The following is a 23,481-nucleotide window of genomic DNA, read 5'->3' as shown; positions in this document are numbered from 1 at the left end:
CCTACTACCCTTGAGGCGTGACTATTCGCCTGCACGACACCAGCGCCCGGCAGATCCGTGACTTCGTCCCGCTCGCAGCGGGCTGTGTCTCGATCTACCTCTGTGGCGCTACCGTCCAGGCCGCACCGCACATCGGGCACATCCGTTCCGGACTCAACTTCGACATCATGCGCCGCTGGTTCACCTACCGCGGCTACGATGTGACGTTCATCCGGAACGTCACCGACATCGACGACAAGATCATCAAGAAGTCCGCCGAGCAGGGCCGCCCCTGGTGGTCGATCGGTTACGAGAACGAGCGCGCGTTCAACGACGGCTACGACGCGCTGGGCTGCCTGCCGCCCACCTACGAGCCCCGGGCCACCGGCCACATCACCGAGATGATCGAGATGATGCGCGGCCTCATCGAGCGCGGCCACGCCTACGAGGCCGACGGCAACGTCTACTTCGACGTCCGGTCCCTCCCCAGCTACCTGGAGCTCTCCAACCAGGAGCTGGACGACCTGCGCCAGCCCTCGGGCGAGGGCGAGACCGGCAAGCGCGACCAGCGGGACTTCGCCATGTGGAAGGCGGCCAAGGAGGGCGAGCCCAGCTGGGAGACCCCCTGGGGCCGCGGCCGGCCCGGCTGGCACCTGGAGTGCTCCGCGATGGCCCACAAGTACCTGGGCTCCGCCTTCGACATCCACGGCGGCGGGATCGACCTGATCTTCCCGCACCACGAGAACGAGATCGCCCAGGCCAAGGCGTACGGCGACGCGTTCGCCAACTACTGGGTGCACAACGGCTGGGTCACCATGTCCGGCGAGAAGATGTCCAAGTCGCTGGGCAACTCCGTCCTCGTCAGCGAGATGGTCAAGCACTGGCGCCCCATCGTCCTGCGCTACTACCTGGGCACCCCGCACTACCGGTCGATGATCGAGTACAGCGAGGAGTCCCTGCGCGAGGCCGAGTCCGCGTTCGCGCGGATCGAGGGCTTCGTCCAGCGCGTCACCGAGAAGGCGGGAGAGGTCGTCGCCCCCGCCGCCGAGGTGCCGCCCGCCTTCGCCGAGGCGATGGACGAGGACCTGGGTGTGCCGCAGGCCCTGGCGATCGTCCACACCACCGTCCGCCAGGGCAACAGCGCGCTCGCCGCCGACGACAAGGAAGCCGCCGTCGCCCGCCTCGCCGAGGTCCGGGCCATGCTCGGCGTCCTCGGCCTCGACCCGCTCGACGAGCACTGGGCGGGCGAGGGCGACCGGGGCGAGGACCTCCATGGCGTCGTCGACACCCTCGTACGCCTGGTCCTCGACCAGCGGCAGTCGGCCCGGGCCCGCAAGGACTGGGCCGCGGCCGACGCCATCCGCGACCAGCTCAACCAGTCCGGACTCGTCATCGAGGACAGCGCCAGCGGTCCCCGGTGGACGCTCGGACCGCGCTGAGCCGCACCCTTCCGAACGGCGCGATTGTGCCGCCCGGCGATCCGGGCGGCACACTTGTCCTCATACGTACGCACGTCTGAAAGCAACGAAACAGGTAGGTCATGGCCGGGAACAGCCAGCGCAGGAACCGCCGCACGTCCAACAAGAAGGGCATGCAGGTCGGCAGCGGTGGTCAGCGACGCCGTGGTCTCGAAGGCAAGGGACCCACGCCGCCCGCCTCCGCCCGCAAGGGACACAAGAAGAACCGGGTGGCCAACGCCCAGGCCAAGCAGGCCGCCGCCCGCCGCCCCGCGCCCCGGCGCGGCGGCGTGAAGGGCACCTCCGAGATGGTCGTGGGCCGCAACCCGGTCTACGAGGCCCTGCGCGACGGCGTGCCCGCCACCACCCTGTACGTCCAGCAGTACATCGACAACGACGAGCGCGTCCGTGACGCCCTCAAGCTCGCCGGCGAGCGCGGCAACATCAACCTGATGGAGGCCCCGCGCCCCGAGCTGGACCGGATGACGAACGGCCTGAACCACCAGGGCCTCGTCCTCCAGGTCCCGCCGTACGAGTACGCGCACCCGGAGGACCTCACCGCCGCCGCGTACGACAACAACGAGGACCCGCTGATCGTCGCCCTCGACGGCGTCACGGACCCGCGCAACCTGGGTGCGATCGTCCGTTCGGTCTCCGCGTTCGGCGGCCACGGCGTGGTCGTCCCCGAGCGCCGCGCGGCCGGAATGACCGCCGGCGCGTGGAAGTCCTCGGCCGGTACGGCGGCCCGCACCCCGGTCTCCCGGGTCACCAACCTGACCCGCGCCCTGGAGGGCTACCAGAAGGCGGGCCTCACCGTCGTCGGCCTGGCCGCCGACGGTGAGCACACGGTGGAGGACCTTCAGGAGCTCGCCGGTCCGGTCGTCATCGTCATCGGCAGCGAGGGCAAGGGGCTGGGCCGCCTCGTCGGCGAGACCTGCGACTACCGCGTCCGGATCTCCATGCCGGGCGGCGCCGAGTCGCTCAACGCCGGTGTCGCGGCGGGCATCGTGCTCTACGAGGTGGCGCGCCGCCGCGGATAGCCGCGCCGCACCCCGGTACGGCGTTCGCGCGGTGACGGCCCCGGCGACGGGCTCCCCGACCCGCCGAGTTGACGCGCGAACGCCGAACAGGGTTCCAGGATGCCCGAGTTTGGCCGGATCTTGACGGGTCTCGGACACATCGGGCCGGTCAAGGCAGTGTCCTAAACACCCATCACTCGGTTAGATGAGTGTGGACACCAGAACGCCTCGGTTCGACGAGCAACCCGCCCTGAGCATGACCAAGGTGGACAGCGACCCCGCGCAGGTCATCGTCAACCACGCCAGCTTCCGGGTGCAGCTCGCCCCGGGCCAGCGCGCACGGCTGCGCGCTGCCCCCGCGGAGACGGCCCGTATCCCCGCCATGAGCGGTGCCGGCGGCGGCCGCAGGCGGGCACCGGTCGTCTGGAGCGGCAGATCGGCCCCGGGCGACCCCGGCGCCACCGGCCTCCTCCAGGCCGTACGCAACTCCACCGCCGACCACCTCGACACCGCGCTCGTCGCCGGCACCGCGGACGGCCACGCGGCGGGCGCGACCCAGGTCATCCCGCTCCTGGAGGAGACCCAGCCCAACCCCGTACTGACCGCCCCGCAGCAGCCCGGACGCACCGGACCCCTCCTGCCGCCCATGCGCCGGGCCGTCGGCGCGTACGACTCCGCCGACGACGAGCCGGACATCCCCGCCGCCGACGACGACGGCTACGAGGACACCTCCGAGGCCCGCGCCCGGCGCCACGGCAACGACCCCGTCCGGCACGCCTACTACCCCGGCCACCGGATGAACCTCGGCGTCGTCCTGCTGCCCATGCGGGTCCTCCTCGGCTTCATCTCCATCTACGCCGGCATGGGCAAGCTCTGCGACCCCGTCTACTTCGACGGCGGTGAGCGCGGCTCCATGGTCAAGTGGCTGAACTCCCTGCACCCCTGGGCGCTCGCCGAACCGCTCCGCGACTTCGCCCTCTCCCACCCGGTCGGCGCCGGACTGTCCGTCGCCTTCCTCCAGGTCGTCGTCGGCGTCCTCACCGTCCTCGGGCTCTGGCAGCGCGTCGCCGCCTCTGTCGGCGCTCTGCTGTCCGCCGCCCTCCTGGTGACCGTCAGCTGGCGCACGGTCGCCGTGTACGACGCCCCCGACATCATCCTGCTCGCCGCCTGGAGCCCCCTGATCATCGCGGGCGCCCCCGTCTACTCCCTCGACGGACGGCTCGCCGGAGAAGCCTGGCGCAGGCTCGGCCCCCGCTCCGAGATCTGGGACCTGCGCCGACGCGTCCTGCGTCGCGGGGCCGTCGTCGCCAGCGTCGTCATCGGCCTCACCCTGCTCATCGGCTCCATCCTCGGGGGCGCCGTCCGCTCCACCGAGGTCGTCACCGTCCCCGGCCGCAACGACAACCCCACCAACCGCCTCCCCGGCATGCCGCTGCCCCAGGAGTCCACCGGCGAACGCCAGGCCTCCCGTACGCCCCAGGAGCAGAAGCGCCGCCCCGAGCCCACCCGCTCCGGCGAGGCCGACACCCCCGCCCCCGGACAGGCCACGCCCGGCGCGACCCGCGACTCCGGCGGCGGGCAGAGCACCGGGGCCGGCACCCAGCCCAGCCAGACCCAGGGCACCGGCCAGGCACCCCCGCAGCAGACCACCCCCCAGCAACCTCCCGCCACCACCAGCGCCGGCCCCACCTCCTCCGGCTCCACCGGCTCGGGCGGCTCCACCGGCGGCGGCTCGGAGCCGGAAGCCCCGCCCACCTCCGGCGGCGGCGAAGGCTCGACGTCGGGCGGCTCCTCCGGCGGCGGCCGCAACCCGATCGGCGGCCTGCTCGGCTGACCCGCGGAACGAACGAAGAGGGGCGGCCCCCACCCGGCTTCGGGTGGGGGCCGCCCCTTGGTGGCACGTCCTGCGGCGAGGGCTGTCAACCCGCCTGGGCGCCCAGCTCGCGCGCCGCCTCGGTGAGGTCCTTCGCCGTGTCGATCGCCCGCCAGTACGCCCCATGAGGCAGCGGATACCCGGCCAGCCGGCGCCCCCGGGCCAGCCGGGGGAATGTGGTCCGCTCATGGTCGCCCTGGTCCGGCAACATCCCCGTGAAGGCAGGGGAGAACACGTACACCCCCGCGTTGATCAGATACGGCGAGGGCGGCGACTCGATGAAGTCCGTGATGTGCCCGAACGCGTCCGTCTCCACCGCACCCCAGGGAATCCGGGGCCGAGCGAGGGCCAGTGTGGCGGTGGCGTCGCGCTCCGCGTGGAAGGCGGCCATCTCCCGCAACGAGAAACGGGTCCAGATGTCGCCGTTGGTGGCGTACCAGGGCTGCTCCGGATCGGGCAGCCGCTGCGCCGCGTACTTCAGCCCGCCACCCCGGCCCAGCGGCTCCTGCTCCACCACGGTCGTGACCCGCAGCGGCAACGCGGCGGACTCCAGCCACTCCTGTAGCACCTCGGCGAGATGCCCGCAGGAGACCACGGCATCGGTCACGCCCTCGGCGGCCAGCCAGGAAAGCTGATGGCCGATGATCGGGGTCCCGGTTCCCGGGATCTCGACCATCGGCTTCGGGCGGTCATCGGTGTACGGCCGCAGCCGTGACCCCTGGCCACCGGCGAGGATCACGGCCTGCGTCGGATACGTATGCATGGCAGGCACGATATGCGGTGCCCGCGGACGGCGGCCCCTGGCGGCCGCCGTCCCGCGTCAGCTCCGCGCGGCTCCGCTCGGTCCAGTTGAACCGAACGACTCAACCGGACCGAGCGACTCAACCGGATCGAGCGACTCAGCTGAACCGAGCGACGCCCGAGGCGAACGACGTGTCGCAGACCGGGCGGGAGAAGCGCTGCGCGCGCGTCGGGCCGTACTGCTCGACGGCGGCCCTGCCGAGCGCCCGCGCGATCGACATGCAGTGCCGCGCCAGCGACGGGCGCTGCTCGACGGCTCGCTGGAGGCCCGTGAGCGCGGTGCCCGGGTCCTTCTCCTGGAGCTCGACGAGCAGCTTGTCGCGCAGGATGTCCTGCGCGGCGCGGGGCTTGGCGGGCTTGGACACGGTCTCCGATGAGGCGGCCAGCAGCGTGGAGTCTTTGTCCGCTGCCGCCCACGGAACGCTGGTGACCGCGAGGGTCCCGGAGAGCACCATGACGACGGGCAGGACGAGGGCGAAGGATCGGCCGATGCGCCGAGCGGTGTGGGTCACGCAGCGAGCGTAGCGTTCGGTGATGACTTGGCGACATTTCGTCACTCTCGCGGGGGATGGTTCGACGCGCCCTTTCGAATGCCAGGTTGACGAACCAGGGGGAAATGCCCTGTGTGCCGGGGTATTTGACGCTGCCCGGCACCGAAACCCCCAACCGCCCCGGACCATGCGAACGGCCCCGCGCCCCTTTGGAAGGGGCACGGGGCCGAGCGTACGACAGGGAGGCAGGCCGCGTCGGTCGGCGCGGCGCTCGCCGGTGACGGGGTCCCGTCAGTTGGTGAGGCGCTCACCGGTCGAGGTGGCGAAGACGTGCAGCTCGTCCGGGCGCGGGACGACGTGCAGCTCGGTGCCCTTCTCCGGCACGGCACGGCCACCGACCCGGACGACCAGGTCCTTGTGCTCGCCGCCGACGGTGGTGGAACCGTAGACGAACCCGTCGGCGCCGAGCTCCTCCACCACGTTGACGGAGACGGCGAGACCGGCCGGCGCGTCCGAGGAGTCCTTGGAGAGGGTCCTCGCCGCGGCGCCGCCGTGCTCGACGATGTCGAAGTGCTCGGGACGGATGCCGACCGTGACGGTGGTGTCGCCGCGGTCCGCGGCGGCGGTCAGCGCCTCACGCGAGACCGGGACGACGCTGTTGCCGAACTTCACGCCACCGTCGGTGATCGGCACCTCGACCAGGTTCATCGCGGGGGAGCCGATGAAACCGGCGACGAAGAGGTTGGCCGGGCGGTCGTACATGTTGCGCGGCGAGTCGACCTGCTGGAGCAACCCGTCCTTCAGTACCGCGACCCGGTCGCCCATGGTGAGGGCCTCGACCTGGTCGTGGGTGACGTAGACGGTGGTGATGCCGAGGCGGCGCTGCAGCGAGGCGATCTGCGTACGGGTGGAGACACGGAGCTTGGCGTCGAGGTTCGACAGCGGCTCGTCCATGAGGAAGACCTGCGGCTCCCGCACGATGGCCCGGCCCATCGCCACCCGCTGACGCTGACCACCGGAAAGCGCCTTCGGCTTGCGGTCCAGGTAGTCGGTGAGGTCCAGCATCTTGGCGGCCTCTTCGACCTTCGCCCGGATGTCGGTCTTGTTCACACCGGCGATCTTCAGCGCGAAGCCCATGTTGTCCGCGACGGACATGTGCGGGTAGAGCGCGTAGTTCTGGAACACCATGGCGATGTCCCGGTCCTTCGGCGGCAGGTGCGTGACATCGCGGTCACCGATGCGGATCGCACCGCCGTTGACGTCCTCAAGACCCGCGAGCATGCGCAGGGAGGTCGACTTGCCACAACCGGAAGGACCGACCAGGACGAGGAACTCACCGTCCGCGATGTCGATCTCGAGCTGGTCCACAGCCGGCTTCGTGGAGCCGGGGTAGACGCGGGACGCCTTGTCGAACGTGACACTGGCCATGCTGAATCTTCTCCTCCACCGGCAGGAACGTGCCGGACGATCCGAGTAGGGAGTGGGCTGGTCCACAGACGCGAACCTGCCGTGACGCTACCTGGCGTTCCCCGATCTGTCAGTAGTCCGGGGCACAGGGAAACCGCGAACGGTCCGGGCGCGCGGTTGGTTACACTGCTCCGGCACGCCTCCTTAGCTCAGCTGGCCAGAGCAACGCACTTGTAATGCGTAGGTCGTCGGTTCGAATCCGACAGGGGGCCCGGTGGGAAGCCCAGGTCAGATCCGTTCTGACCTGGGCTTTCTTGTGTGTTGTGGCCGTCCCGTGCTGAGGGTCAGGCCGAGACCGGGGCGCCGAGCGTCAGCTCGACCTCTTCTCGTGTTCCGGTGAACTCGCGGACCGCCCAGGTGCGGGCGCCGATGGCCGTACCCGCACCGGTGGTGTACGCCGGGACGGTGAGCACCGGGCCGGCCGGGTCCTCCGTGCGGAGTTCCGCGTCCGTGGCCGCTCCGTCGGAGAAGCGCAGGTACACGTCGATCGGTTGCGGGGCCGCGGCGAAGGCGGCGGGGTCGGGCAGGCCCTGGAGGTGGCAGCGGGCGCCGGGGAAGAGGTGGGTGTGGCCGCAGAGGGCCAGGAACGTGGTGGCGTTGTCCGCATCGGTGGGGGGCTGGGGCATGGGAGTGCTCCTGGAGGGGCGGGGAGGTGCGAAAGGGGTGGGTCTGGGCCCTGTCCACTCTGGTGGCCGGGAGCGTCGGTGGTGGGGAGGCGGCGGTGGTCCGGGAGTCGTGTTCCCTCCTTCCGCGCCGCTGGGCCCAGCACCCTGGGTGTGAACTCCGCGCGCCGGGAGCGTAGTTGTGCGCGGGTCAGGCCTTGTTCCGCATCAGTGGCTGCGAGGGGAGGGAGGTGCGGACGCGTTCGTGTGGTGGTGTGGAGGGGCCCGGTGGGTGGGCCGATGACGGCGGTCTCTCGGTCGTCCGTATGCGGATCGCGGGGGTGGTGGTGTACTGGGAGGGATGGCCGATCGATCGTGCGGCCCGTCCCGCCCCGGCCGGGCCGGTGACTGATGGGGATGCCCATGCGCCGCCCTCGTAGTGTTCCGAAAGCTCTGGCCTGCGCCGGTGCCGTCGTCCTGATGGCGGCCGTCGGGTGCGCCTCCACGGGAGCGGCCGTCGGTGCGGAGGCGGGTGCCGAGAGCCGGGCAGGTGCCGGGACCGGGGCCGGTGCGTCGAGCGGCGTGATCGCCGACAAGGCACCTGCCCCTTCCGTCGCGCGTACGGCCCCGGAGTCCGGCCCGGCCATCGTCCCCGCCGGGCCGGCCGAGCGCACCGTCTCCGCCGGGCCGGCCGAGCGCACCGTCTCCGCCGGGCCGGCCGAGCGCACCGTCTCCGCCGACCGGACCGACCCCCGTACCGAGACCGCCGTCCTTGCGATCCCCGCCATCGGCGTCGCGGACCTGGACGTCGTGCCGTACGAGGGGACGACGGACGACCGTCCCGGCAGCCGGATCCAGGACCGGGGCGTGGCCTCCAGCCCGTACGGGGAGGGGGGCGGGGTCGGGCCGGGAGAAGTGGGCAACTACCTCGTCACCGCGCACCGGCTGAGCGCCGGAGGGGTGCTGCGGGATCTGCCGGATCTCGGCAAGGGCGATCTTGTGTACGTGGTGGAGGACGGCACCCGGTACACGTACGAGATCACCGGGACCCGGCAGACCTCCTTCCGCAGTGAGCGTTCGCTCGCCGAGCAGCGGGCCGAGGTACCGGGGCGGCCCGGTGAGGAGCCGGCCCGGGCGATGATCACGATCTCCACCTGTGCGACGCCCGAGGACGACGCGGCCGGGAACTTCTGGCGGGACGCCCTCGGCAATCCCGAGCACCGGATCGACAAGGTGGGCGTGCTGGTGGCCGAGAGCCCGGCGCCTTAGCCCGGCCTCAGTGGCGGCCCGAGACGCGGTCCGCCGCCTTCGCGATCGGGTCGGTGCCGGGGCGCGGCGAGGTCGTCTCGCGGCGGTCGGCGGCGCGGTAGGCGGCGTACAGGCCGTGGACGCCGAGCCAGCGGAAGGGTTCGGGCTCCCAGCGGCGGACCTTGTGGTTGACCCACGGGAGCGTCGTGAGGTCGGTGGGGCCGGCCTGGCCGGAATCCTGCTGGATCAGGTCGCGCAGGGTGCGGGCGGCGAGGTTGGCGGTGGCGACGCCGGAGCCGACGTAGCCGCCCGCCCAGCCGAGCCCGGTGGAGCGGTCCAGGGTGACGGTGGCGCACCAGTCGCGGGGGACACCGAGGACGCCGGACCAGGCGTGGTCGATGCGGAGGCCCGCGGTGGTGGGGAAGAGGCGGACCAGCAGGTCGCGCAGGGCATCTATGGTGGCGGGCTGGGTGCGGCCGTCGTTGTCGGTGGCGGAGCCGTAGCGGTAGGGGTAGCCGCGGCCGCCCAGCGCGATGCGGTCGTCGGCGGTGCGCTGGGCGTAGAGGTAGGCGTGGGCCATGTCGCCGAGGGTCTCGCGGCCCTCCCAGCCGATGGTGTCCCAGATGCGGGCGGGGAGCGGTTCGGTGGCGATCATGGAGGAGTTCATCGGGAGCCAGGTCCGCTTGAGCCCCTTGAGGCCCGCCGTGAAGCCCTCGGTGCAGCGCAGGATGTAGGGGGCGCGGACCGTGCCGTACGGGGTGACGGCGTGCTTGGGCTTGATCTCGGTGACCGGGGTCGACTCGTGGATCGTGACGCCGAGCGCCTCCACGGCGTTCGCGAGGCCCTTGACCAGCTTGGCGGGGTGCAGCCGGGCACCGTGCGGGGTCCAGGTCGAGCCGACCGCGCCGGTGACCTTGACACGCTCCGCGGTCTCGCGTGCGCCGCGCAGGACCCGGTCGGTCTCGCCGAAGGCGATCTCGACGCTGTGGAAGTCCTTGAGCCGGGCGAGCTGCGCCGGGGTGCGGGCGACCTCCAGGACGCCGCCCTGGTGGATGTCGGCCTCGATCTTCTCCTCGGCGGCGGCCCGTACGACCTCGCCGACCGTCTCGTTCATCGCCTTCTGGAGCCGTACGGCCGCGTCGTGGCCGTGCAGCTTCGCGTACCGCTCGCGGCCGGCGATGCCGTTGTACAGCCAGCCGCCGTTACGGCCGGAGGCCCCGTAACCGCAGAACTTGGCCTCCAGCACGGTGATGTTCAGGAAGGGGACGGCCTTCTTCAGGTAGTACGCCGTCCAGAGCCCGGTGTAGCCGCCGCCGACGATGCAGACGTCGGCGCTCGCGTCGCCGGGGAGGGGTTCGCGGGGGGCCGGTGTGCCCTCCTGCGCGTACCAGAACGATATGCCGCCGTTGACGGTACTGACGGTGCTCATGATGCCCCTGGTGTCCCTGTCCGGTGTGATGCCGAGCGTACGTGTGGCGGGACGTTACTGCGCGGCGGGGTGTTTCGTCTCGCCCAGGGTGCGCACGGGGCGCCCCCGCTCGCCTGTGCGCGGGAGTGGGGGCTGCGGGGGCGGTGGGGGTGCTGGTGGTGCGGTGACCGGCTGGGCCGGGGCGGGGGCTGATCAGGGTTCCAGCACCACCTTGCCGATCGTGCCGCGCGTCTCCAGTGCCCGGTGTGCCGCGGCCGCTTCGGCGAGCGGGTAGCGCTGGACGGCGGGGCGCAGCCGGCCGGCAGCCGCCTCGGTAAGGGCGCGGGTCTCCAGGGCACGCAGGCCGCCGCCCCGCTCGATCATCTGGGGCCCGAGGACGGAGTCGGAGGTGATGGCGCGTTCGGCCAGTTCCTCAGGGGTGAAGGTGAGGGGTTGCCCGTCGCGGAGCCCCTCGCCGGACCAGCCGTAGACGATGTGCTGCCCGCCCTTGCCGAGCAGGCCGACGGCGCTGCGGGCGGTGGTCCCGCCGACGGCGTCGTAGACGACGGTGGCCCGCAGGTCCGTCGCGTCGAGGAAGGCCCGGGCGTGGCCGGACCAGTCGGGGAGGGTGTAGTCGAGCGCGAGATCGGCGCCGTTCGCCTCCGCCCGGGCCACCTTGGCGGGGCCGCCGGCCAGGGCGATCACGGTGGCCCCCGCGCCCTTGGCGTATTGGACGAGGAGGGTGCCGATCCCGCCCGCCGCCGCGGTGACGACGGCTACGGAGTCTGGGCCGAGGTCGGTGAAGCCGAGGATGCCGAGGGTGGTGCGGCCGGTGCCGATCATGGCGACGGCCTCGGCGGCGCCGAGTGCCCCGGGAAGCTCGTGGAGCCTGTCGGCCTCGGTGACGGTGAGTTCGGCGTAGCCGCCCGGTGCCATGCCGATGTGGGCGACGACGCGCTTGCCCAGCCAGCCGGGGTCGGTGCCCTCGCCGAGCGACTCGACGGTTCCGGCGACCTCGCGGCCGGGGATGGTGGGGAGTTCGGGGGGAGCCGGGTAAGGGCCGCTCCCGCCTTCCCGCAGGGCGGTGTCCAGGAGGTGCACCCCGGCCGCCTCCACGGCGATGCGGACCTGGCCGAGGCCGGGGACGGGGTCCTCGGCCCGCTCGTACGTGAGGTTCTCGGCGGGGCCGAAGGCGTGGAGGCGGATGGCGTGCACGAAGGGCTCCCTGGGACGGAGGGGCGGGCTGTGCCCCCAGCCTCGTACCTCAGGTGCGGTTGCGGTCAACCCTGGGTCGTCAGGTGCGGTTGCGGTCGGCTCGGGCCGTCAGGTGCGGTTGCGGTCGGCCCCGGACCGTCAGGTGCGGTTGCGGTCAACCCTGGGCCGTCAGGTGCGGTTGCGGTCGGCCCGGGCCGTCGGGTGCGGTTGCGGTAGCCCTGGGCCGTCAGGTGCGGTTGAGGTCGGTCCTGGATCCGGAGTGCTGTCCGACGGCCTTCACGGCGAGCAGCGCGGCTTCGAGGCCGCTGGTGAAGGAGACCTCGCTGAGGAGTCCCGGGGCGGCGACCTGGTCGCCCGCCAGGAAGATTCCGTCGCCGCGGATGACGGAGGGTCGGTCTCGCCAGGTGGTGCCGGGGAGGTCGACGGCGCCGGTGCGGCCGTCGGCGAGGGCCTCGCTGCGCCAGGTGGTGCGCTCCCGCCAGCCGGGGAAGCCGAGGTCGAGGAGTTCCTCGGCGCGGGCGGTGCCCTCCGCCCTGCGCGCGTGCGGGCCGATCGGGAACTGGCCCTGGAGCAGTTGTTCCCCGGCCGGGGCGAGACCGGGGTCCTGGGCGGTGAACCGTTCGAACCAGCCGGGCGCGTCCAGATCCGACATGACGAAGGCGTCGCCGCGCCGGGTGCGCACGGCCAGGTCCACCAGGACGGTGCGCCCGCTCTCCCAGGTCAGGGTCGCGTCGTCGAGGAGGACGCGGGCGGCGTCGAGGGAGGTGGCGACGATCACCGGTCCGGTGCGGGCCAGCTCACCGAGCGTACGGGTGTCGACGCGGGCGGCGGTCTCGACGGCGACCCCGAGACCGCGGGCGTGCCCGGCCATCCGTCCGACGAGCCGCTCCCAGCCGCCGACCGGGTAGCGGGCCTCGGGCGGGAGCGAGGCGAGCCGGTACAGGCGTTCCTGGACGAACCGGGCGGAGAGGGCACCGGGGTCGTGATGGAACAGCGCGGTGGCGGCGAAGTTCGCGGCGGCCCGGGCGCCCTCCTCGCCGGCCTGTCCGGTGGCCCAGCCGGAGAAGTCGGCGTCCACGGGGGTCGTGCGGGGGTCGCGGCGCGCGAGCCGCAGCAGAGCGGCGGGCGGCATCCGGCGGGCGGCTCCCGCCCACCGGAAGCGGAAGCGGAGGACTTCGCGGGGTGGTACGGAGACGACGGGGCCGAGGAGATCGCGCCGGGCGAGCCAGGCCCAGTGCGGTCCGCGCCGGTACAGGGCGTGCGGACCCTCGTTGGCGCGGTGCGCGCCCTCGGTGGTCCTGGCCCGGCCGCCGAGCGTCCGGTGGCCCTCGTGCAGGGTGACCCGGGCGCCGGATTCGGCCGCGGTGATCGCGGCGGTGAGCCCGGCGAGCCCTCCGCCGATGACGTGGATGTGCCCCATGGCTGGATCTCCTTCGCTTCTTCGATGATGCGACGGATCGGGGGCCGCGTCGCGTGACACGGGGCGCGGGGGCGTTGTCAGTGGGGTGCGTCACGATGGGGTCATGGCAGCGAGTGCGGGCAGGACGAGCGGGAGCAAGAAGGGCACCATCGCGGCGGCGCGGCGCCCGGAGGTGCGACTGCCGCCGCTCGTCGCGTACGGGGGGAAGGGCCTTGAGCCGGACGGCGACTACGACGGGGTGCGGTTCGACGGGGTGGACCTGGCGGACGCGTCGGGAGCGGGCGCCCGGTTCATGGACTGCGCGCTGGACGGCTGCGTCCTGGACCGTACGGAGCTGGGGCGGGCGCGCTTCATCGACTCGGTGCTGACGGGTGTACGCGGGGTGGGCACCGACCTCGCGGGGGCCTCGCTGCGGGATGTGGAGGTGGTGGACGCGCGGCTGGGCGGGGTGCAGCTGCACGGGGCGGTGCTGGAGCGGGTGGTGGTGCGGGGCGGAAAGATCGACTACATGAACCTGCGCAAGGCCCGGCTGAAGGATGTGGTCTTCGAGGGCTGCGTGCTCTCCGAGCCGGATTTCGGTGACGCGCATCTGGTGCGGGTGGAGTTCCGGGACTGCGTGCTGAAGCGGGCCGACTTCAGCGCGGTGCGGATGGACTCCGTGGATCTGCGGACGGTGGCCGAGCTGGACATCGCGCGCGGGGTGGAGCGGCTGGCGGGTGCGGTGATCAGCCCGGCACAGCTGATGGAGCTGGCCCCGGCGTTCGCGGCGCAGATCGGGGTGCGGGTGGAGGGGTAGCCGTCGGCGGGGGTCCGCGCGGTCAGATTCGGGGGAAGCGGGCCTGGAGGTCCCAGATCACGGGGTTGTCGGCGAGGCCGTCGTGCAGGTCGGCCAGGTCGGCGATCAGGTCGTGCAGGAAGTCGCGGGCCTCGCGGCGCAACAGGGAGTGGCCGAAGGTGAGCGGGGGCTCGTCGCCGGGCATCCAGTCCGCCTCGACGTCGACCCAGCCGAAGCGCCGCTCGAAGATCATGACGTCCGAGGACTCGGTGAAGTCCAGCTCCGCGTACTGCCGCCGGTGCGAGCGGTTACCGCGCGGGTCCTGGTCGATCTGCTCGACGATGTCGCACAGCGCCCACGCGAAGTCGAGCACCGGCACCCATCCCCAGGCTGTGGACACCTCACGGTCCGCCTTGGTGTCCGCGAGGTAGACGTCACCGGAGAACAGGTCGTGCCGCAGGGCGCGGACGTCCGCCCGGCGGTAGTCGGTCTGCGGGGGATCGGGGAAGCGGCGGGAGAGGGAGTAGCCGATGTCGAGCACGGATCGATGGTGTCATGCCGACGGGGTGGTCCGACCCGACCGGGTGACGCGAGTGGATATGCCGGACGCACACGCCGAGCGGTGTGTCCGTCCCGGACGAGGCGCGGCAGCGCGTCACCGCCTGCACGGACCTCTCGGTGTTCGACGTGTGGTTCGAGCGGGCAGTCACCGCGCCGACCGCCGATGCGGTGTTCGACACAACTGACCCCGAGAGGCGAGGGAGCGGCGGTTCGTGCTCTCACGGCAGCAGCCGCTGCTCCTTCGCCACCGAGACCGCGCCCGCGCGGGTGTCGACGCCGAGCTTGTCGTAGTCCGCCGTGCGGAAGGCGTTCACCGCCGTCTCCTGGAACGCCCCCACCTCCGAGCTGGTCAAGCGCCTGGAGCAGGCCCCGAACCTCAAGGACATCCCCGGCACCCTGTTCCTCGCCGGCGGCGCCCCGGTGCAGGTCAAGGGAGCCCCGGTGGCGGGCATCGGGGTGGCCGGCGCGCCCAGCGGCGACCTCGACGAGAAGTTCGCCCGGGCGGGCGTCGCGGCGCTCGCCCGATAGCCAACGCCCGCCGGCCGGCCCGCACGCAGCGACACCGGCCCCTTGCTACCGCTGTCCTCCGAGCCCGAGCCGTCCGCCCGTCCCCCGGGGCGGGCGGCTCGGGCCTGGTCTCCCCCCCGGGGCCGGGGAGCCGAGGCCCGGTCTGCCCCCCGGGCCGGGGAGCCGAGGCCCGGTCTGCCCCCCGGGCCGGGGAGCCGAGGCGCGGTCCGCCCCCGGCCCCGGAACCGGCCCCGGAACCGGCCCCGGAACCGGCCCCGGAACCGGCCCCGGAACCGGCCCCGGAACCGGCCCCGGAACCGGACTCGGCCCCGGCCCCGGAACCGGACCCGGCCACGCCCCCGGCCACGGCCCCGGCCCCGGAACCGGACCCGGCCACGCCCCCTGCCACGGCCCCGGCCCCGGAACCGGACCCGGCCACGCCCCCGGCCACGGCCCCTAGGATCGACCGGTGAACCTCCGACCCCCGGCCGCCGCCCCCCTCCTGCTCGTCCTGGCCCTCCTCGGCTCGGGCTGCTCCGGCGGCGTCGAGGGCACCCCGGGTGCGGCCGGACTGCGCGACCCGTACTTCCCCGGGCTCGGCAACGGCGGCTACGACGTCACCCACTACGGCCTGGAGCTCGACGTCGACCCGGCCGCGAACCGGCTGCGCGGCACGGCCACGATCACCGCCCGCGCCACCCAGAACCTGAGCGCCTTCCACCTCGACCTGGCCGGGCTAGAGGTCGAGGGCGCCACCGTGGAGGGGCGCCCGGCGGCCGTGAACCGGGCGGGCAAGGAGCTGACGATCCGGCCGGGCGCCGCGGTGGAGGACCGGCTGCGCAAGGGGCGCACGTTCACCACCGTCGTGCGCTACTCCGGCTCCCCGCAGGCGATCACCGACGCCGACGGCGAGGAGGAGGGCTGGCTGCGCACGACGGACGGCGCGGTCGCCCTCGGTGAACCGACCGGCTCCATGGCCTGGTTCCCCGGCAACCACCACCCGAGTGACAAGGCGGCGTACGACATCGAGGTGACCGTCCCCGACCCGCTGACGGCCGTCTCCAACGGAGAGCTGGTCTCCCGGCGCACGGCGGGGGGCCGCACCGCCTACGGCTGGCGGACCGCCGAGCCCATGGCGAGCTATCTGGCGACCGTCGCGGTGGGGCGGTTCACCACGCGGCAGTCACGCACGCCCGAGGGCGTCCGCCTGTTCACCGCCGTGGACCCGCAGTCGGCGGCGGCGAGCAGGGACGTGCTGGCGGAGATGCCGGCGGTGCTCAAGTGGTCGGCGGAGAAGTTCGGTCCGTACCCCTTCACCTCCGCCGGGGCGATCGTGGAGCGGCCGGACGACTCGGCGTACGCGCTGGAGACCCAGAACCGGCCCGTCTTCCCCGGCCCGCCCGACACCGCACTCCTCGTCCACGAGCTGGCCCACCAGTGGTTCGGGAACTCCGTCACCCCCGCCACCTGGCGGGACATGTGGCTCAACGAGGGCTTCGCCACGTACGCGGAGTGGCTCTGGGCCGCCGACCACGACGACGTACCGATCCAGGAGAGCTTCGACGAGGCGTACGAGGACGAGGCCAACTGGGCCTTCCCGCCAGCCGCCCCGCCCGCCGCCGTCGACCTCTCCGACCCGCCGGTGTACGGGCGCGGGGCCATGGTCGTCCACCGCATCCGCCTCGCGATGGACGACGACGAGGCGTTCTTCGCCCTGGTCGGAGGGTGGACGAAGGCGCACCGGCACGCCAACGCCTCGACCGACGACTTCACCGCGTACGTGGAGGAGGAGACCGGCCAGGACCTCACCGAGCTGTGGGACGCCTGGCTGTACGGCGAAAGCCGGCCGCCCGCGGCGGGCTGACCGGCTCCCGTGCCTCCGTACGGCGGGGGCTCCTTGACGTCGACCCCGGCCAGGTGGCCGAGACCGCCTTCAGCTCCTCGCTGTCCGCGCCGAACAGGTCGGTCGCCGCCTTCTCGGTGGCGACGCGAGCGCCCGCGTAGTCGGCGGTGGAGGTCATGTGGACGGAGAGCGTCCTGTACCGGGTCTGGTACGCCTTCTCCCGGCCGATGCCCGTCAGCGTCGAGCCGTCCGAGGCCGGTGAGTCGTACGCGACGACGTTGACCGTCTTCTTCCCGCTGCCCTCGACGAGCAGGTGGAAGAAGTGGTTGGCGACGCCGGAGGCGTGGTGGTCGTCCAGGCCGCCGAGGCTCCCGTCCCCGTGGTCGGCCGAGCTGCCGTCCTTGCCGGGCTGGTCCATGCAGCGCAGCGGGGGGTGCGGTGGTGTCCGGTGTTCGGTGGAGTGGCGGGATTTTGGTGTGCCGCACACGCGAGTTGACGGCACATCACGGGCGGGAGCCCCCGGCCGCGTGTGCGGCCGGGGGCTCCCGCGCGTGATCTCGTGCGCTCGGGTCAGAGGTTGACGCCGAAGTCGCGGGCGATGCCGCTCAGGCCGGAGGCGTAACCCTGGCCGACCGCGCGGAACTTCCACTCGGCCCCGTTGCGGTAGAGCTCGCCGAAGACCATGGCGGTCTCGGTGGCGGCGTCCTCGCTCAGGTCGTAACGGGCGATCTCGGCGCCGCCGGCCTGGTTGAGGATGCGGATGAACGCGTTGCGGACCTGGCCGAAGTTCTGGCTGCGGGTCTCGGCGTCGTAGATGGAGACCGGGAAGACGATCTTGTCCACGTCGGCCGGCAGGCCCGCCAGGTTGACGTTGATCTGCTCGTCGTCGCCCTCGCCCTCACCGGTGACGTTGTCGCCGGTGTGCACGATGGTCTGGTCAGGCGTCGACTTGTTGTTGAAGAAGACGAAGTGGCTGTCGGAGACGACCTTGCCGGCCGCGTTGACCGCGATCGCCGAGGCGTCGAGGTCGAAGTCGGTGCCGGTGGTGGTGCGGACGTCCCAGCCGAGGCCGACCGTGACGGCGGTCAGGCCCGGGGCCTCCTTGGTGAGCGAGACGTTGCCGCCCTTGGACAGGCTTACAGCCATGGGAAGTCCCTTTCCTCGTCGTGCGCGGGCGTTCGTGCCATCACGAAAGCTACCGTCACCTGTCCTAACGCGGTCGGCAGACCACGAGGTTCCTGTTCGCTTTACTTTCTTTGCCGAACTTCCTCCCGACGGGGCATCGGGGCGACGTCAGGAGGGGACTTCGGGCGCAAAAGAAGGTGACGTACGGGGCGTCGGGCGGGGAACATGGGGGTCATGTCCGGGCCCTATGTCATCCGCGGCTCGGTCTCCCTGCCGGAGGCCGAGCTCATGTGGCGTTTCTCCCGCTCCTCCGGGCCCGGCGGCCAGCACGTCAACACCAGCGACTCCCAGGTGGAGCTGCGCTTCGACCTCGCGGCGACCGACGCGCTCCCCGAGGTGTGGAAGGCGCGGGCGCTGGAGCGGCTGGCGGGCAGGCTGGTGGGCGGAGTCGTCTCCGTACGGGCGTCCGAGCACCGCTCCCAGTGGCGCAACCGCGAGACGGCCGCCGTCCGCCTCGCCGCACTCCTGGCCGAGGCCACGGCACCGCCGCCCAAGCCGCGGATCAAGCGCAAGATCCCGCGCGGGATCAACGAGCGCAGGCTCCGCGAGAAGAAGCAGCGCGGCGACACCAAGCGCGGCCGCTCGGGCCGGGACTGGTAGCCGCCGCTCGGGCCGGGTCGCGGCGGCCGTCCAGGCCGCCGCGGGGACAGTAGCCCCTCCGGCAGCGACCGGCAGCGTCAGCCCGCCGCCCGACCGGCAGCGGCAGATCCCGCACCCCTCCGGCAGCGACCGGCAGCGTCAGCCCGCCGCCCGACCGGCAGCGGCAGATCCCGCACCCCTCCGGTAGCGGCAGATCCCGCCCCTCCGGTAGCGGCAGACCCCGCACCCTCCGGTAGCGGCAAGCCACGCGCCCGACCGGCAGCGGCAGATCCCGCACCCCTCCGGTGGCGGCAGGCCGCGGGCCCGGTCACCCCAGCTGTCGGTAGCGCCCCTTGAAGTACGTCAGCGGGTCCCCGTCCGGGCTCGGCAGTTCCGCCGTCACCACCCGCCCGATCACCAGCGTGTGGTCGCCGGCCACCACGCGCTGCTCGGTGCGGCACTCCAGCGTCGCCAGCGCCCCGCCGATCAGGGGCGCGTGCGTGACCTCGCCCCGTACGTACGCCAGGTCCTCGAAGAGCAGCCGGTCGCTGATCCGGCCCTTCATGGCGAACCGCCCCGCGATGTGCCGCTGGCTCGCCGCCAGGACGGAGACGGCCCACAGCGGTTGCTCGTCGAGCAGGTCGTCCATCCGGGAGTCGTTGCGCAGGCTCACCATCACCAGAGGCGGGTCCAGGGACACGGACATGAAGGCGGTGGCCGTCATCCCGACGTCCTCGCCACGGCCCTCCTCGTCGAGCGGCGGCTCCTGGGCGGTGACCAGCACCACTCCGGCGGCCAGCCGCGCGAGTGCTGCGCGGAACTCGTCGTTGCTCACCCCCTCAGCATGGGGGATGGGCTCGGGACGCGGGGTGGCGGGAGTCGTCTGCAGCACACCGGAACGCTAACCGGGGGCGACGGCCCGCGACATCGGGCCGGAGGACCAGGCCGGCCCCGTCCGGTCCTAGGACTCGGGGTCCGACGGGCGAGGGCGGGTGCCGAAGGCCTCCGAATCCCGGCGGGTGGCCGAATACGTGCGGCCGGATTTGCTTCAGGGAAAACGACGGACCATCCGAAGAGTCACCCTCACCACTGGACCATCTGTTGTGACTTGAGTCACAGAGTCCATTTTCTGCTGACCCTGTGTACCGGGTGCACAGCTCACTGTGATTCAGTGGCCGTGACACTGCAAACAAGTACGTCGATATGAAACCTGGAGTTGCTGTCGAGGTCTCGGGGAGTGCGAGCAATGGAGGCCGAGTCGGAGCCCTACGTCCGCCTTGCGACCATGCGGCAGCTGCACCAGGCCGTCGCTGATCTCAACACGGCGCGGAGCCTGGCGGACACGCTGCAGACCGTGGCGGACGGCATCGTCACCGGTCTCGGCTACGAGCTGGGCTGCGTCAACCTGGTCCGGCCCGACGGCGACCTCGTCATCGCCGCCTTCGCGGGCAACGCCGCCGCCGAGGCCCTGATCACCGGCCGCGTCGGCTCCCGCGCGTCCTGGGAGCGCCGGCTCTCCATGGGCGAGTCCTGGGACCAGCTGCGGTTCATCCCGCACACCGAGGGCTGGGTCCTGCTCGACGACGACGTACCGCAGTGGCACACCGAGGGCCCCGAACCCCGCTTCGAGGACGAGTGGCACCCGCTGGACCGGCTCTACGCCCCGATGTACGCCTCCGGGGGCGGGCGGGATCTCCTCGGGGTCATATCCGTCGACCGGCCGCGCAACGGGCGCCGCCCCGGCGCATGGGGGCGCGAAGCGCTCCAGATGTACGCCTCACAGGCCGCCATCGCGATCAGTAACGCTCGCTTGCGAGCAAACATGCAGCGCGCACTGGTCAGGCTGGAGCGCGAACAGCAGGCGCTGCGGGCCAGCGAGGAGTCCTTCCGGCAGGCCTTCGAGTACGCGCCCAGCGGCATGGCCATCGCCGAGATGGGCGGCGACCAGCACGGCCGGCTGCTGCGCACCAACGACGCGCTGTGCCGGCTGCTCGGCCGCCCCGCCTCCGTGCTGCGCCGCTACTCCTTCGCCGACCTGGTCCACCCCGAGGACATCGGCACCCTGCTGCGCACCTCCGCCGAGGGCGGCCGGGCGGAGCTGCGGCTCGGCCGGCGGGACGGCACCTATCTCTGGGTCTCCCTGCGCAACTCGGTCGTCGCCGACACCGCCGACGGGCCGCGCTTCCTCCTCACCCACGTCGAGGACATAGAGGAGCGCAAGCGCCATGAGCTGAACCTGGCCCACCGCGCCTCGCACGACGCGCTCACCGGGTTGCCCAACAGCGCCGAGCTGAGGTCCCGCCTCAGCGACCGGATCTGCGAACGCCCGCACTCCCCGGCGGCGACCGCGATCGAGGCGCTGGACGCGGCGTACGGGGACGTCGAGTCGTCCCTCACCCACGGCTATCCGGCCGACGGGTACGAGGGCGAGGCGGTGCCCGGCGGCGGGCTCTACGACCACCACGTGCACGCGGTCGCCCCCGACGAGGACCACGACGACGGGACGAAGGGGCTCGCGGTCCTCTTCTGCGACCTCGACGGCTTCAAGTCCATCAACGACCGGTTCGGGCACCACACCGGTGACGCGGTCCTCATCGAGGTGGCGCGGCGGCTGTCCACCTGCGTCCGGGACGGTGACACGGTCGCGCGGCTGGGAGGTGACGAATTCGTCGTCCTCGCCGACGGCCTCGGGGCCGCGGACGCCGCTGACCTGGCGGTCCGTCTGCGAAACGCCATCATTCCGCCGATCAGGGTGGACGGGCGTGCCGTCCGGGTGGGGGCGAGTTTCGGCATCGGCTGGGCCGAGTGCGGGATGAGCGTGGAAGAGGTCCTGCGCTCCGCCGACCAGCGGATGTACGTCGAGAAGCGGTCCCGGTCGAAGGTTCACCGCAGGGCCGGCTGACGTTCACGGCCGATCCCTCCCCCTACCCCGTACCCGTTCCCCCGAACCCGGCCCCGCCCATGATCGCAATTCGGGCCGTGCTCCGTTCGAGGTAGGCTCGGCCGGTCGGCGACGGCTGGCGACATGGTGAGGAGTGACCCAGGGATGACGGCCGGAAACAACGGCGCGAGTAAGCCCGAGGACGACGATCCGTTCGGCTATCTGTACGCGGACGGACAGGCGGCGGGCGCCCAGCCCCCCGGTCAGGGCGGTTACGGCTACCCGGGTCCGGCCGCGCAGCCGGGCGTGCCCAGAACGTCGTACAACCAGGTGCGGACGGTCGGCGAGCGCCAGTACGGGCAGCACCAGGTCCCGCCGCAGCAGGGCGGGTACGGCTACCCGCCCCAGCAGGCTTACGGCCAGCAGCCCGCGCAGCAGTACAACCGGCCGAACCCGCAGTACGCGGCCCCCGAGACCTACCCCGGCGGCGCGACCACCGCACAGCACGGCTCGGTGCCGGGCGGCGGCGCTTCCGGCCGCGGCGGCCCGAACACCAAGGCGCTGCTGATCGCGGCGGTCGCCGTGGTCGCGGTCGTCCTCGTCGGCATCGGCGCCGCCCTGCTCTCGGGCGACGACGACAAGGACAAGAAGAACAACGAGGCCGTCTCCTCCCAGGGCCCCGCCGACAAGGTCGAGGAGTCCGACAAGCCGGAGAAGAAGCCCGAGAAGTCCGCGAAGCCGGTCGAGCTCCCGAAGCAGGACGCGGCGACGCTGACGCTGGGCGGCTCGGCCTCCCTGGACAGCACGGTCAAGGGCGCCAAGGGTGCCAACGGCAACTACATCAACCTGAACGAGGTCGGCCGGTCGGCCACCTGGACGGTCGATGTGCCGGAGGCCGGCCCGTACACCCTGTACGTGACCTACGGCGTGCCCGGCAAGGACGCGAAGACGACCCTGACGGTCAACGCGCAGGAACCGCGCTCCATCAACATGAAGAACTTCGCGCAGGCTCCCGAGGGCGACCTGGAGAAGGGCTGGACGAACACGTACGCCTACGTCCAGCTCGACAAGGGCTCCAACACCCTCAAGCTGTCCTGCGAGACGGGCGACCAGTGCGATGCCAATCTCGACCAGCTGGAGCTGAAGTCGGGACACATCAAGTCGAACGGCTGACCGCGAGCCGCCGCACCTACGCCCTGACCGCCGCCGAGGTGGTCAGGGCGTAGGCGTGTGCGGCTCCACGCTCACCCGCGGCAGCAGCTCCGCGTAGGCCGCCGCGTCGAACTCGCCAGCCGTCGGGGCCAGTACCGTCGCCGTCGACAAGGCCACCGCGCGGGCCAGCCGGCCGGGCCAGTCGAGCCCTTCGGCCAGGGCGGAGAGCAGCCCGGCCACCGCGGAGTCACCCGCTCCGGTCGGGTTGCCGCGTACGGCGGCGGGCGGGGCGGCGCGCCAGGTGCCCTGCGGGGTGACCGCGAGCAGCCCGTCCGGCCCGAGCGAGGCGATCACCGCGTGGGCCCCTCGGCGGCGGGCGTCCCCGGCGGCGCGCAACGGTTCGCGGAAGCCGGTGAGCTGGGCCAGCTCGTCCGCGTTCGGCTTGACCAGGTCGGGGCGGGCGGCGAGGCCCCGGCGCAGGGGTTCGCCGCTGGTGTCCAGCAGGACGGGTACGGAGGCGGTGCGGGCGATCCGGACCAGTTCCGCGTAGGCGCCGACGTGGATGCCGGGCGGCAGCGAGCCGCAGAGCGCGACCGCGTCGGCGGCATCGACGAGCTCCTCGTACGTCCGCAGGAACGCGGCCCATTCGGCGGGGCCCACCTGCGGTCCGGGCTCGTTGAACTGGGTGGTGTCGCCGGTCGAGCGGTCGGTGACCGCGAGCGTGCGGCGGGTGTTCCCGGCCACCGGTACGAGGGCGTCGCGTGGCGGGAGCGGGGCGAGGAGGCCGCGCAGGACGTCTCCGGTGGCCCCGCCGACGAAGCCGGTGACCACGCTCTCGTGGCCCAGCGCGCCCAGCACCCGGGCGACGTTGAGCCCCTTGCCCCCGGGGCGTTCGGCGACCTCGCCGACCCGGTGGCTGCTGTGCGGGACGAGTGCGTCCACGGTGTACGTCACGTCGAGCGCGGTGTTCAGAGTGACGGTCAGGATCACCTGGTCCGGCCCCTCCCTCGATCCGTCG

General features: G+C 72.6%; 20 protein-coding genes, 1 tRNA gene and 3 pseudogenes. 11 read left to right on the top strand and 13 right to left on the bottom strand.

Annotated features, from left to right (window positions below; translation table 11 throughout):
- Positions 1 to 17: 17 nt before the first annotated feature.
- The 3 genes from cysS to ACIQAK_RS25870 all read left to right on the top strand — a co-directional run bounded on the left by cysS (position 18) and on the right by ACIQAK_RS25870 (position 4,289).
- Positions 18 to 1,418, top strand: a complete 1,401-nt coding sequence (gene cysS, locus ACIQAK_RS25880; RefSeq protein WP_366391540.1) for a cysteine--tRNA ligase — start codon at positions 18 to 20, stop codon at positions 1,416 to 1,418.
- Positions 1,419 to 1,519: 101 nt separating this feature from the next.
- Entirely contained in the window at positions 1,520 to 2,476 is a 957-nt protein-coding gene (rlmB, locus tag ACIQAK_RS25875) for a 23S rRNA (guanosine(2251)-2'-O)-methyltransferase RlmB (protein ID WP_366391541.1), read from the top strand.
- A 184-nt stretch (positions 2,477 to 2,660) separates the two neighbouring features.
- Positions 2,661 to 4,289: a DoxX family membrane protein gene (locus ACIQAK_RS25870; protein WP_366391542.1), complete on the top strand. Its 1,629-nt coding sequence runs from the start codon at positions 2,661 to 2,663 to the stop codon at positions 4,287 to 4,289.
- A gap of 85 nt (positions 4,290 to 4,374) precedes the next feature.
- Here ACIQAK_RS25870 and ACIQAK_RS25865 read toward each other — a convergent pair whose 3' ends face one another.
- The 3 genes from ACIQAK_RS25865 to ACIQAK_RS25855 form a co-directional block, all read right to left on the bottom strand.
- Positions 4,375 to 5,091 (bottom strand): nucleotidyltransferase family protein, encoded by a 717-nt coding sequence (locus ACIQAK_RS25865; protein WP_366391543.1) that lies wholly within the window; start codon positions 5,089 to 5,091, stop codon positions 4,375 to 4,377.
- Between the two features lie 136 nt (positions 5,092 to 5,227).
- On the bottom strand, positions 5,228 to 5,641 hold the full coding sequence (locus ACIQAK_RS25860; RefSeq protein ID WP_366391544.1) for a hypothetical protein: 414 nt from the start codon (positions 5,639 to 5,641) through the stop codon (positions 5,228 to 5,230).
- A gap of 270 nt (positions 5,642 to 5,911) precedes the next feature.
- The gene (locus ACIQAK_RS25855; protein ID WP_366391545.1) at positions 5,912 to 7,048 is read right to left on the bottom strand and encodes a sn-glycerol-3-phosphate ABC transporter ATP-binding protein UgpC; all 1,137 of its coding nucleotides are present in this window, start codon (positions 7,046 to 7,048) and stop codon (positions 5,912 to 5,914) included.
- A 177-nt stretch (positions 7,049 to 7,225) separates the two neighbouring features.
- Between ACIQAK_RS25855 and ACIQAK_RS25850 the strand changes: the two genes are divergently transcribed.
- Positions 7,226 to 7,299, top strand: a tRNA-Thr gene (locus tag ACIQAK_RS25850).
- 72 nt (positions 7,300 to 7,371) lie between these two features.
- Here ACIQAK_RS25850 and ACIQAK_RS25845 read toward each other — a convergent pair.
- Positions 7,372 to 7,713, bottom strand: coding sequence for a hypothetical protein (locus ACIQAK_RS25845; protein WP_366391546.1), 342 nt, complete (start codon positions 7,711 to 7,713; stop codon positions 7,372 to 7,374).
- Positions 7,714 to 8,112: 399 nt separating this feature from the next.
- Between ACIQAK_RS25845 and ACIQAK_RS25840 the strand changes: the two genes are divergently transcribed.
- Positions 8,113 to 8,958, top strand: a complete 846-nt coding sequence (locus tag ACIQAK_RS25840; RefSeq protein WP_366391547.1) for a class E sortase — start codon at positions 8,113 to 8,115, stop codon at positions 8,956 to 8,958.
- Between the two features lie 7 nt (positions 8,959 to 8,965).
- Here ACIQAK_RS25840 and ACIQAK_RS25835 read toward each other — a convergent pair whose 3' ends face one another.
- The 3 genes from ACIQAK_RS25835 to ACIQAK_RS25825 form a co-directional block, all read right to left on the bottom strand.
- Positions 8,966 to 10,366, bottom strand: a complete 1,401-nt coding sequence (locus tag ACIQAK_RS25835) for an FAD-dependent oxidoreductase (protein WP_366391548.1) — start codon at positions 10,364 to 10,366, stop codon at positions 8,966 to 8,968.
- Positions 10,367 to 10,558: 192 nt separating this feature from the next.
- A complete protein-coding gene (locus ACIQAK_RS25830; RefSeq protein WP_366391549.1) occupies positions 10,559 to 11,560 on the bottom strand; it encodes a zinc-binding dehydrogenase in 1,002 nt (333 codons plus the stop codon).
- A gap of 226 nt (positions 11,561 to 11,786) precedes the next feature.
- Positions 11,787 to 12,980, bottom strand: a complete 1,194-nt coding sequence (locus ACIQAK_RS25825) for an NAD(P)-binding protein (RefSeq protein ID WP_366391550.1) — start codon at positions 12,978 to 12,980, stop codon at positions 11,787 to 11,789.
- 103 nt (positions 12,981 to 13,083) lie between these two features.
- Between ACIQAK_RS25825 and ACIQAK_RS25820 the strand changes: the two genes are divergently transcribed.
- Entirely contained in the window at positions 13,084 to 13,776 is a 693-nt protein-coding gene (locus ACIQAK_RS25820) for a pentapeptide repeat-containing protein (protein ID WP_366391551.1), read from the top strand.
- Positions 13,777 to 13,798: 22 nt separating this feature from the next.
- Here the strand turns inward: ACIQAK_RS25820 and ACIQAK_RS25815 are convergent, their stop codons facing one another.
- Complete coding sequence (locus ACIQAK_RS25815) at positions 13,799 to 14,296, bottom strand: hypothetical protein (RefSeq protein WP_030078222.1); 498 nt, start codon at positions 14,294 to 14,296, stop codon at positions 13,799 to 13,801.
- A gap of 238 nt (positions 14,297 to 14,534) precedes the next feature.
- A pseudogene (locus tag ACIQAK_RS25810) lies at positions 14,535 to 14,609 on the bottom strand (DNA-binding response regulator); the annotation flags it as partial.
- Between ACIQAK_RS25810 and ACIQAK_RS25805 the strand changes: the two are divergent.
- Both ACIQAK_RS25805 and ACIQAK_RS25800 read left to right on the top strand, forming a co-directional pair.
- A pseudogene (locus tag ACIQAK_RS25805) lies at positions 14,608 to 14,844 on the top strand (heme-binding protein); the annotation flags it as partial. The pseudogenes ACIQAK_RS25810 and ACIQAK_RS25805 sit on opposite strands and share 2 nt — an antisense overlap.
- Before the next feature lie 448 nt (positions 14,845 to 15,292).
- Complete coding sequence (locus ACIQAK_RS25800) at positions 15,293 to 16,687, top strand: M1 family metallopeptidase (protein WP_366391552.1); 1,395 nt, start codon at positions 15,293 to 15,295, stop codon at positions 16,685 to 16,687.
- Between the two features lie 43 nt (positions 16,688 to 16,730).
- On the opposite strand, the pseudogene ACIQAK_RS25795 reads toward ACIQAK_RS25800, so the two are convergent.
- Both ACIQAK_RS25795 and ACIQAK_RS25790 read right to left on the bottom strand, forming a co-directional pair.
- Positions 16,731 to 17,096 (bottom strand): annotated as a pseudogene (locus ACIQAK_RS25795) (M4 family metallopeptidase); the annotation flags it as partial.
- A gap of 140 nt (positions 17,097 to 17,236) precedes the next feature.
- Positions 17,237 to 17,812, bottom strand: coding sequence for a TerD family protein (locus ACIQAK_RS25790; RefSeq protein ID WP_366391553.1), 576 nt, complete (start codon positions 17,810 to 17,812; stop codon positions 17,237 to 17,239).
- A 204-nt stretch (positions 17,813 to 18,016) separates the two neighbouring features.
- Here ACIQAK_RS25790 and arfB point away from each other — a divergent pair, with 204 nt between their 5' ends.
- Positions 18,017 to 18,451, top strand: a complete 435-nt coding sequence (arfB, locus tag ACIQAK_RS25785) for an alternative ribosome rescue aminoacyl-tRNA hydrolase ArfB (protein ID WP_030088019.1) — start codon at positions 18,017 to 18,019, stop codon at positions 18,449 to 18,451.
- Positions 18,452 to 18,758: 307 nt separating this feature from the next.
- On the opposite strand, the gene ACIQAK_RS25780 is transcribed toward arfB, so the two are convergent.
- Positions 18,759 to 19,265, bottom strand: a complete 507-nt coding sequence (locus ACIQAK_RS25780; protein ID WP_366391604.1) for a flavin reductase family protein — start codon at positions 19,263 to 19,265, stop codon at positions 18,759 to 18,761.
- Positions 19,266 to 19,676: 411 nt separating this feature from the next.
- Between ACIQAK_RS25780 and cdgB the strand changes: the two genes are divergently transcribed.
- Both cdgB and ACIQAK_RS25770 read left to right on the top strand, forming a co-directional pair.
- A complete protein-coding gene (gene cdgB / locus ACIQAK_RS25775; protein ID WP_366391554.1) occupies positions 19,677 to 21,332 on the top strand; it encodes a diguanylate cyclase CdgB in 1,656 nt (551 codons plus the stop codon).
- Positions 21,333 to 21,476: 144 nt separating this feature from the next.
- Entirely contained in the window at positions 21,477 to 22,484 is a 1,008-nt protein-coding gene (locus ACIQAK_RS25770; protein ID WP_366391555.1) for a carbohydrate-binding protein, read from the top strand.
- A gap of 42 nt (positions 22,485 to 22,526) precedes the next feature.
- Here ACIQAK_RS25770 and ACIQAK_RS25765 read toward each other — a convergent pair whose 3' ends face one another.
- The gene (locus ACIQAK_RS25765) at positions 22,527 to 23,453 is read right to left on the bottom strand and encodes a 1-phosphofructokinase family hexose kinase (RefSeq protein WP_366391605.1); all 927 of its coding nucleotides are present in this window, start codon (positions 23,451 to 23,453) and stop codon (positions 22,527 to 22,529) included.
- Between the last annotated feature and the right edge of the window lie 28 nt (positions 23,454 to 23,481).

Source organism: Streptomyces sp. NPDC088706 (genome assembly GCF_044752765.1).
GTDB lineage: Bacteria > Actinomycetota > Actinomycetes > Streptomycetales > Streptomycetaceae > Streptomyces.
This window is presented reverse-complemented; position numbering and strand designations above follow the sequence as displayed.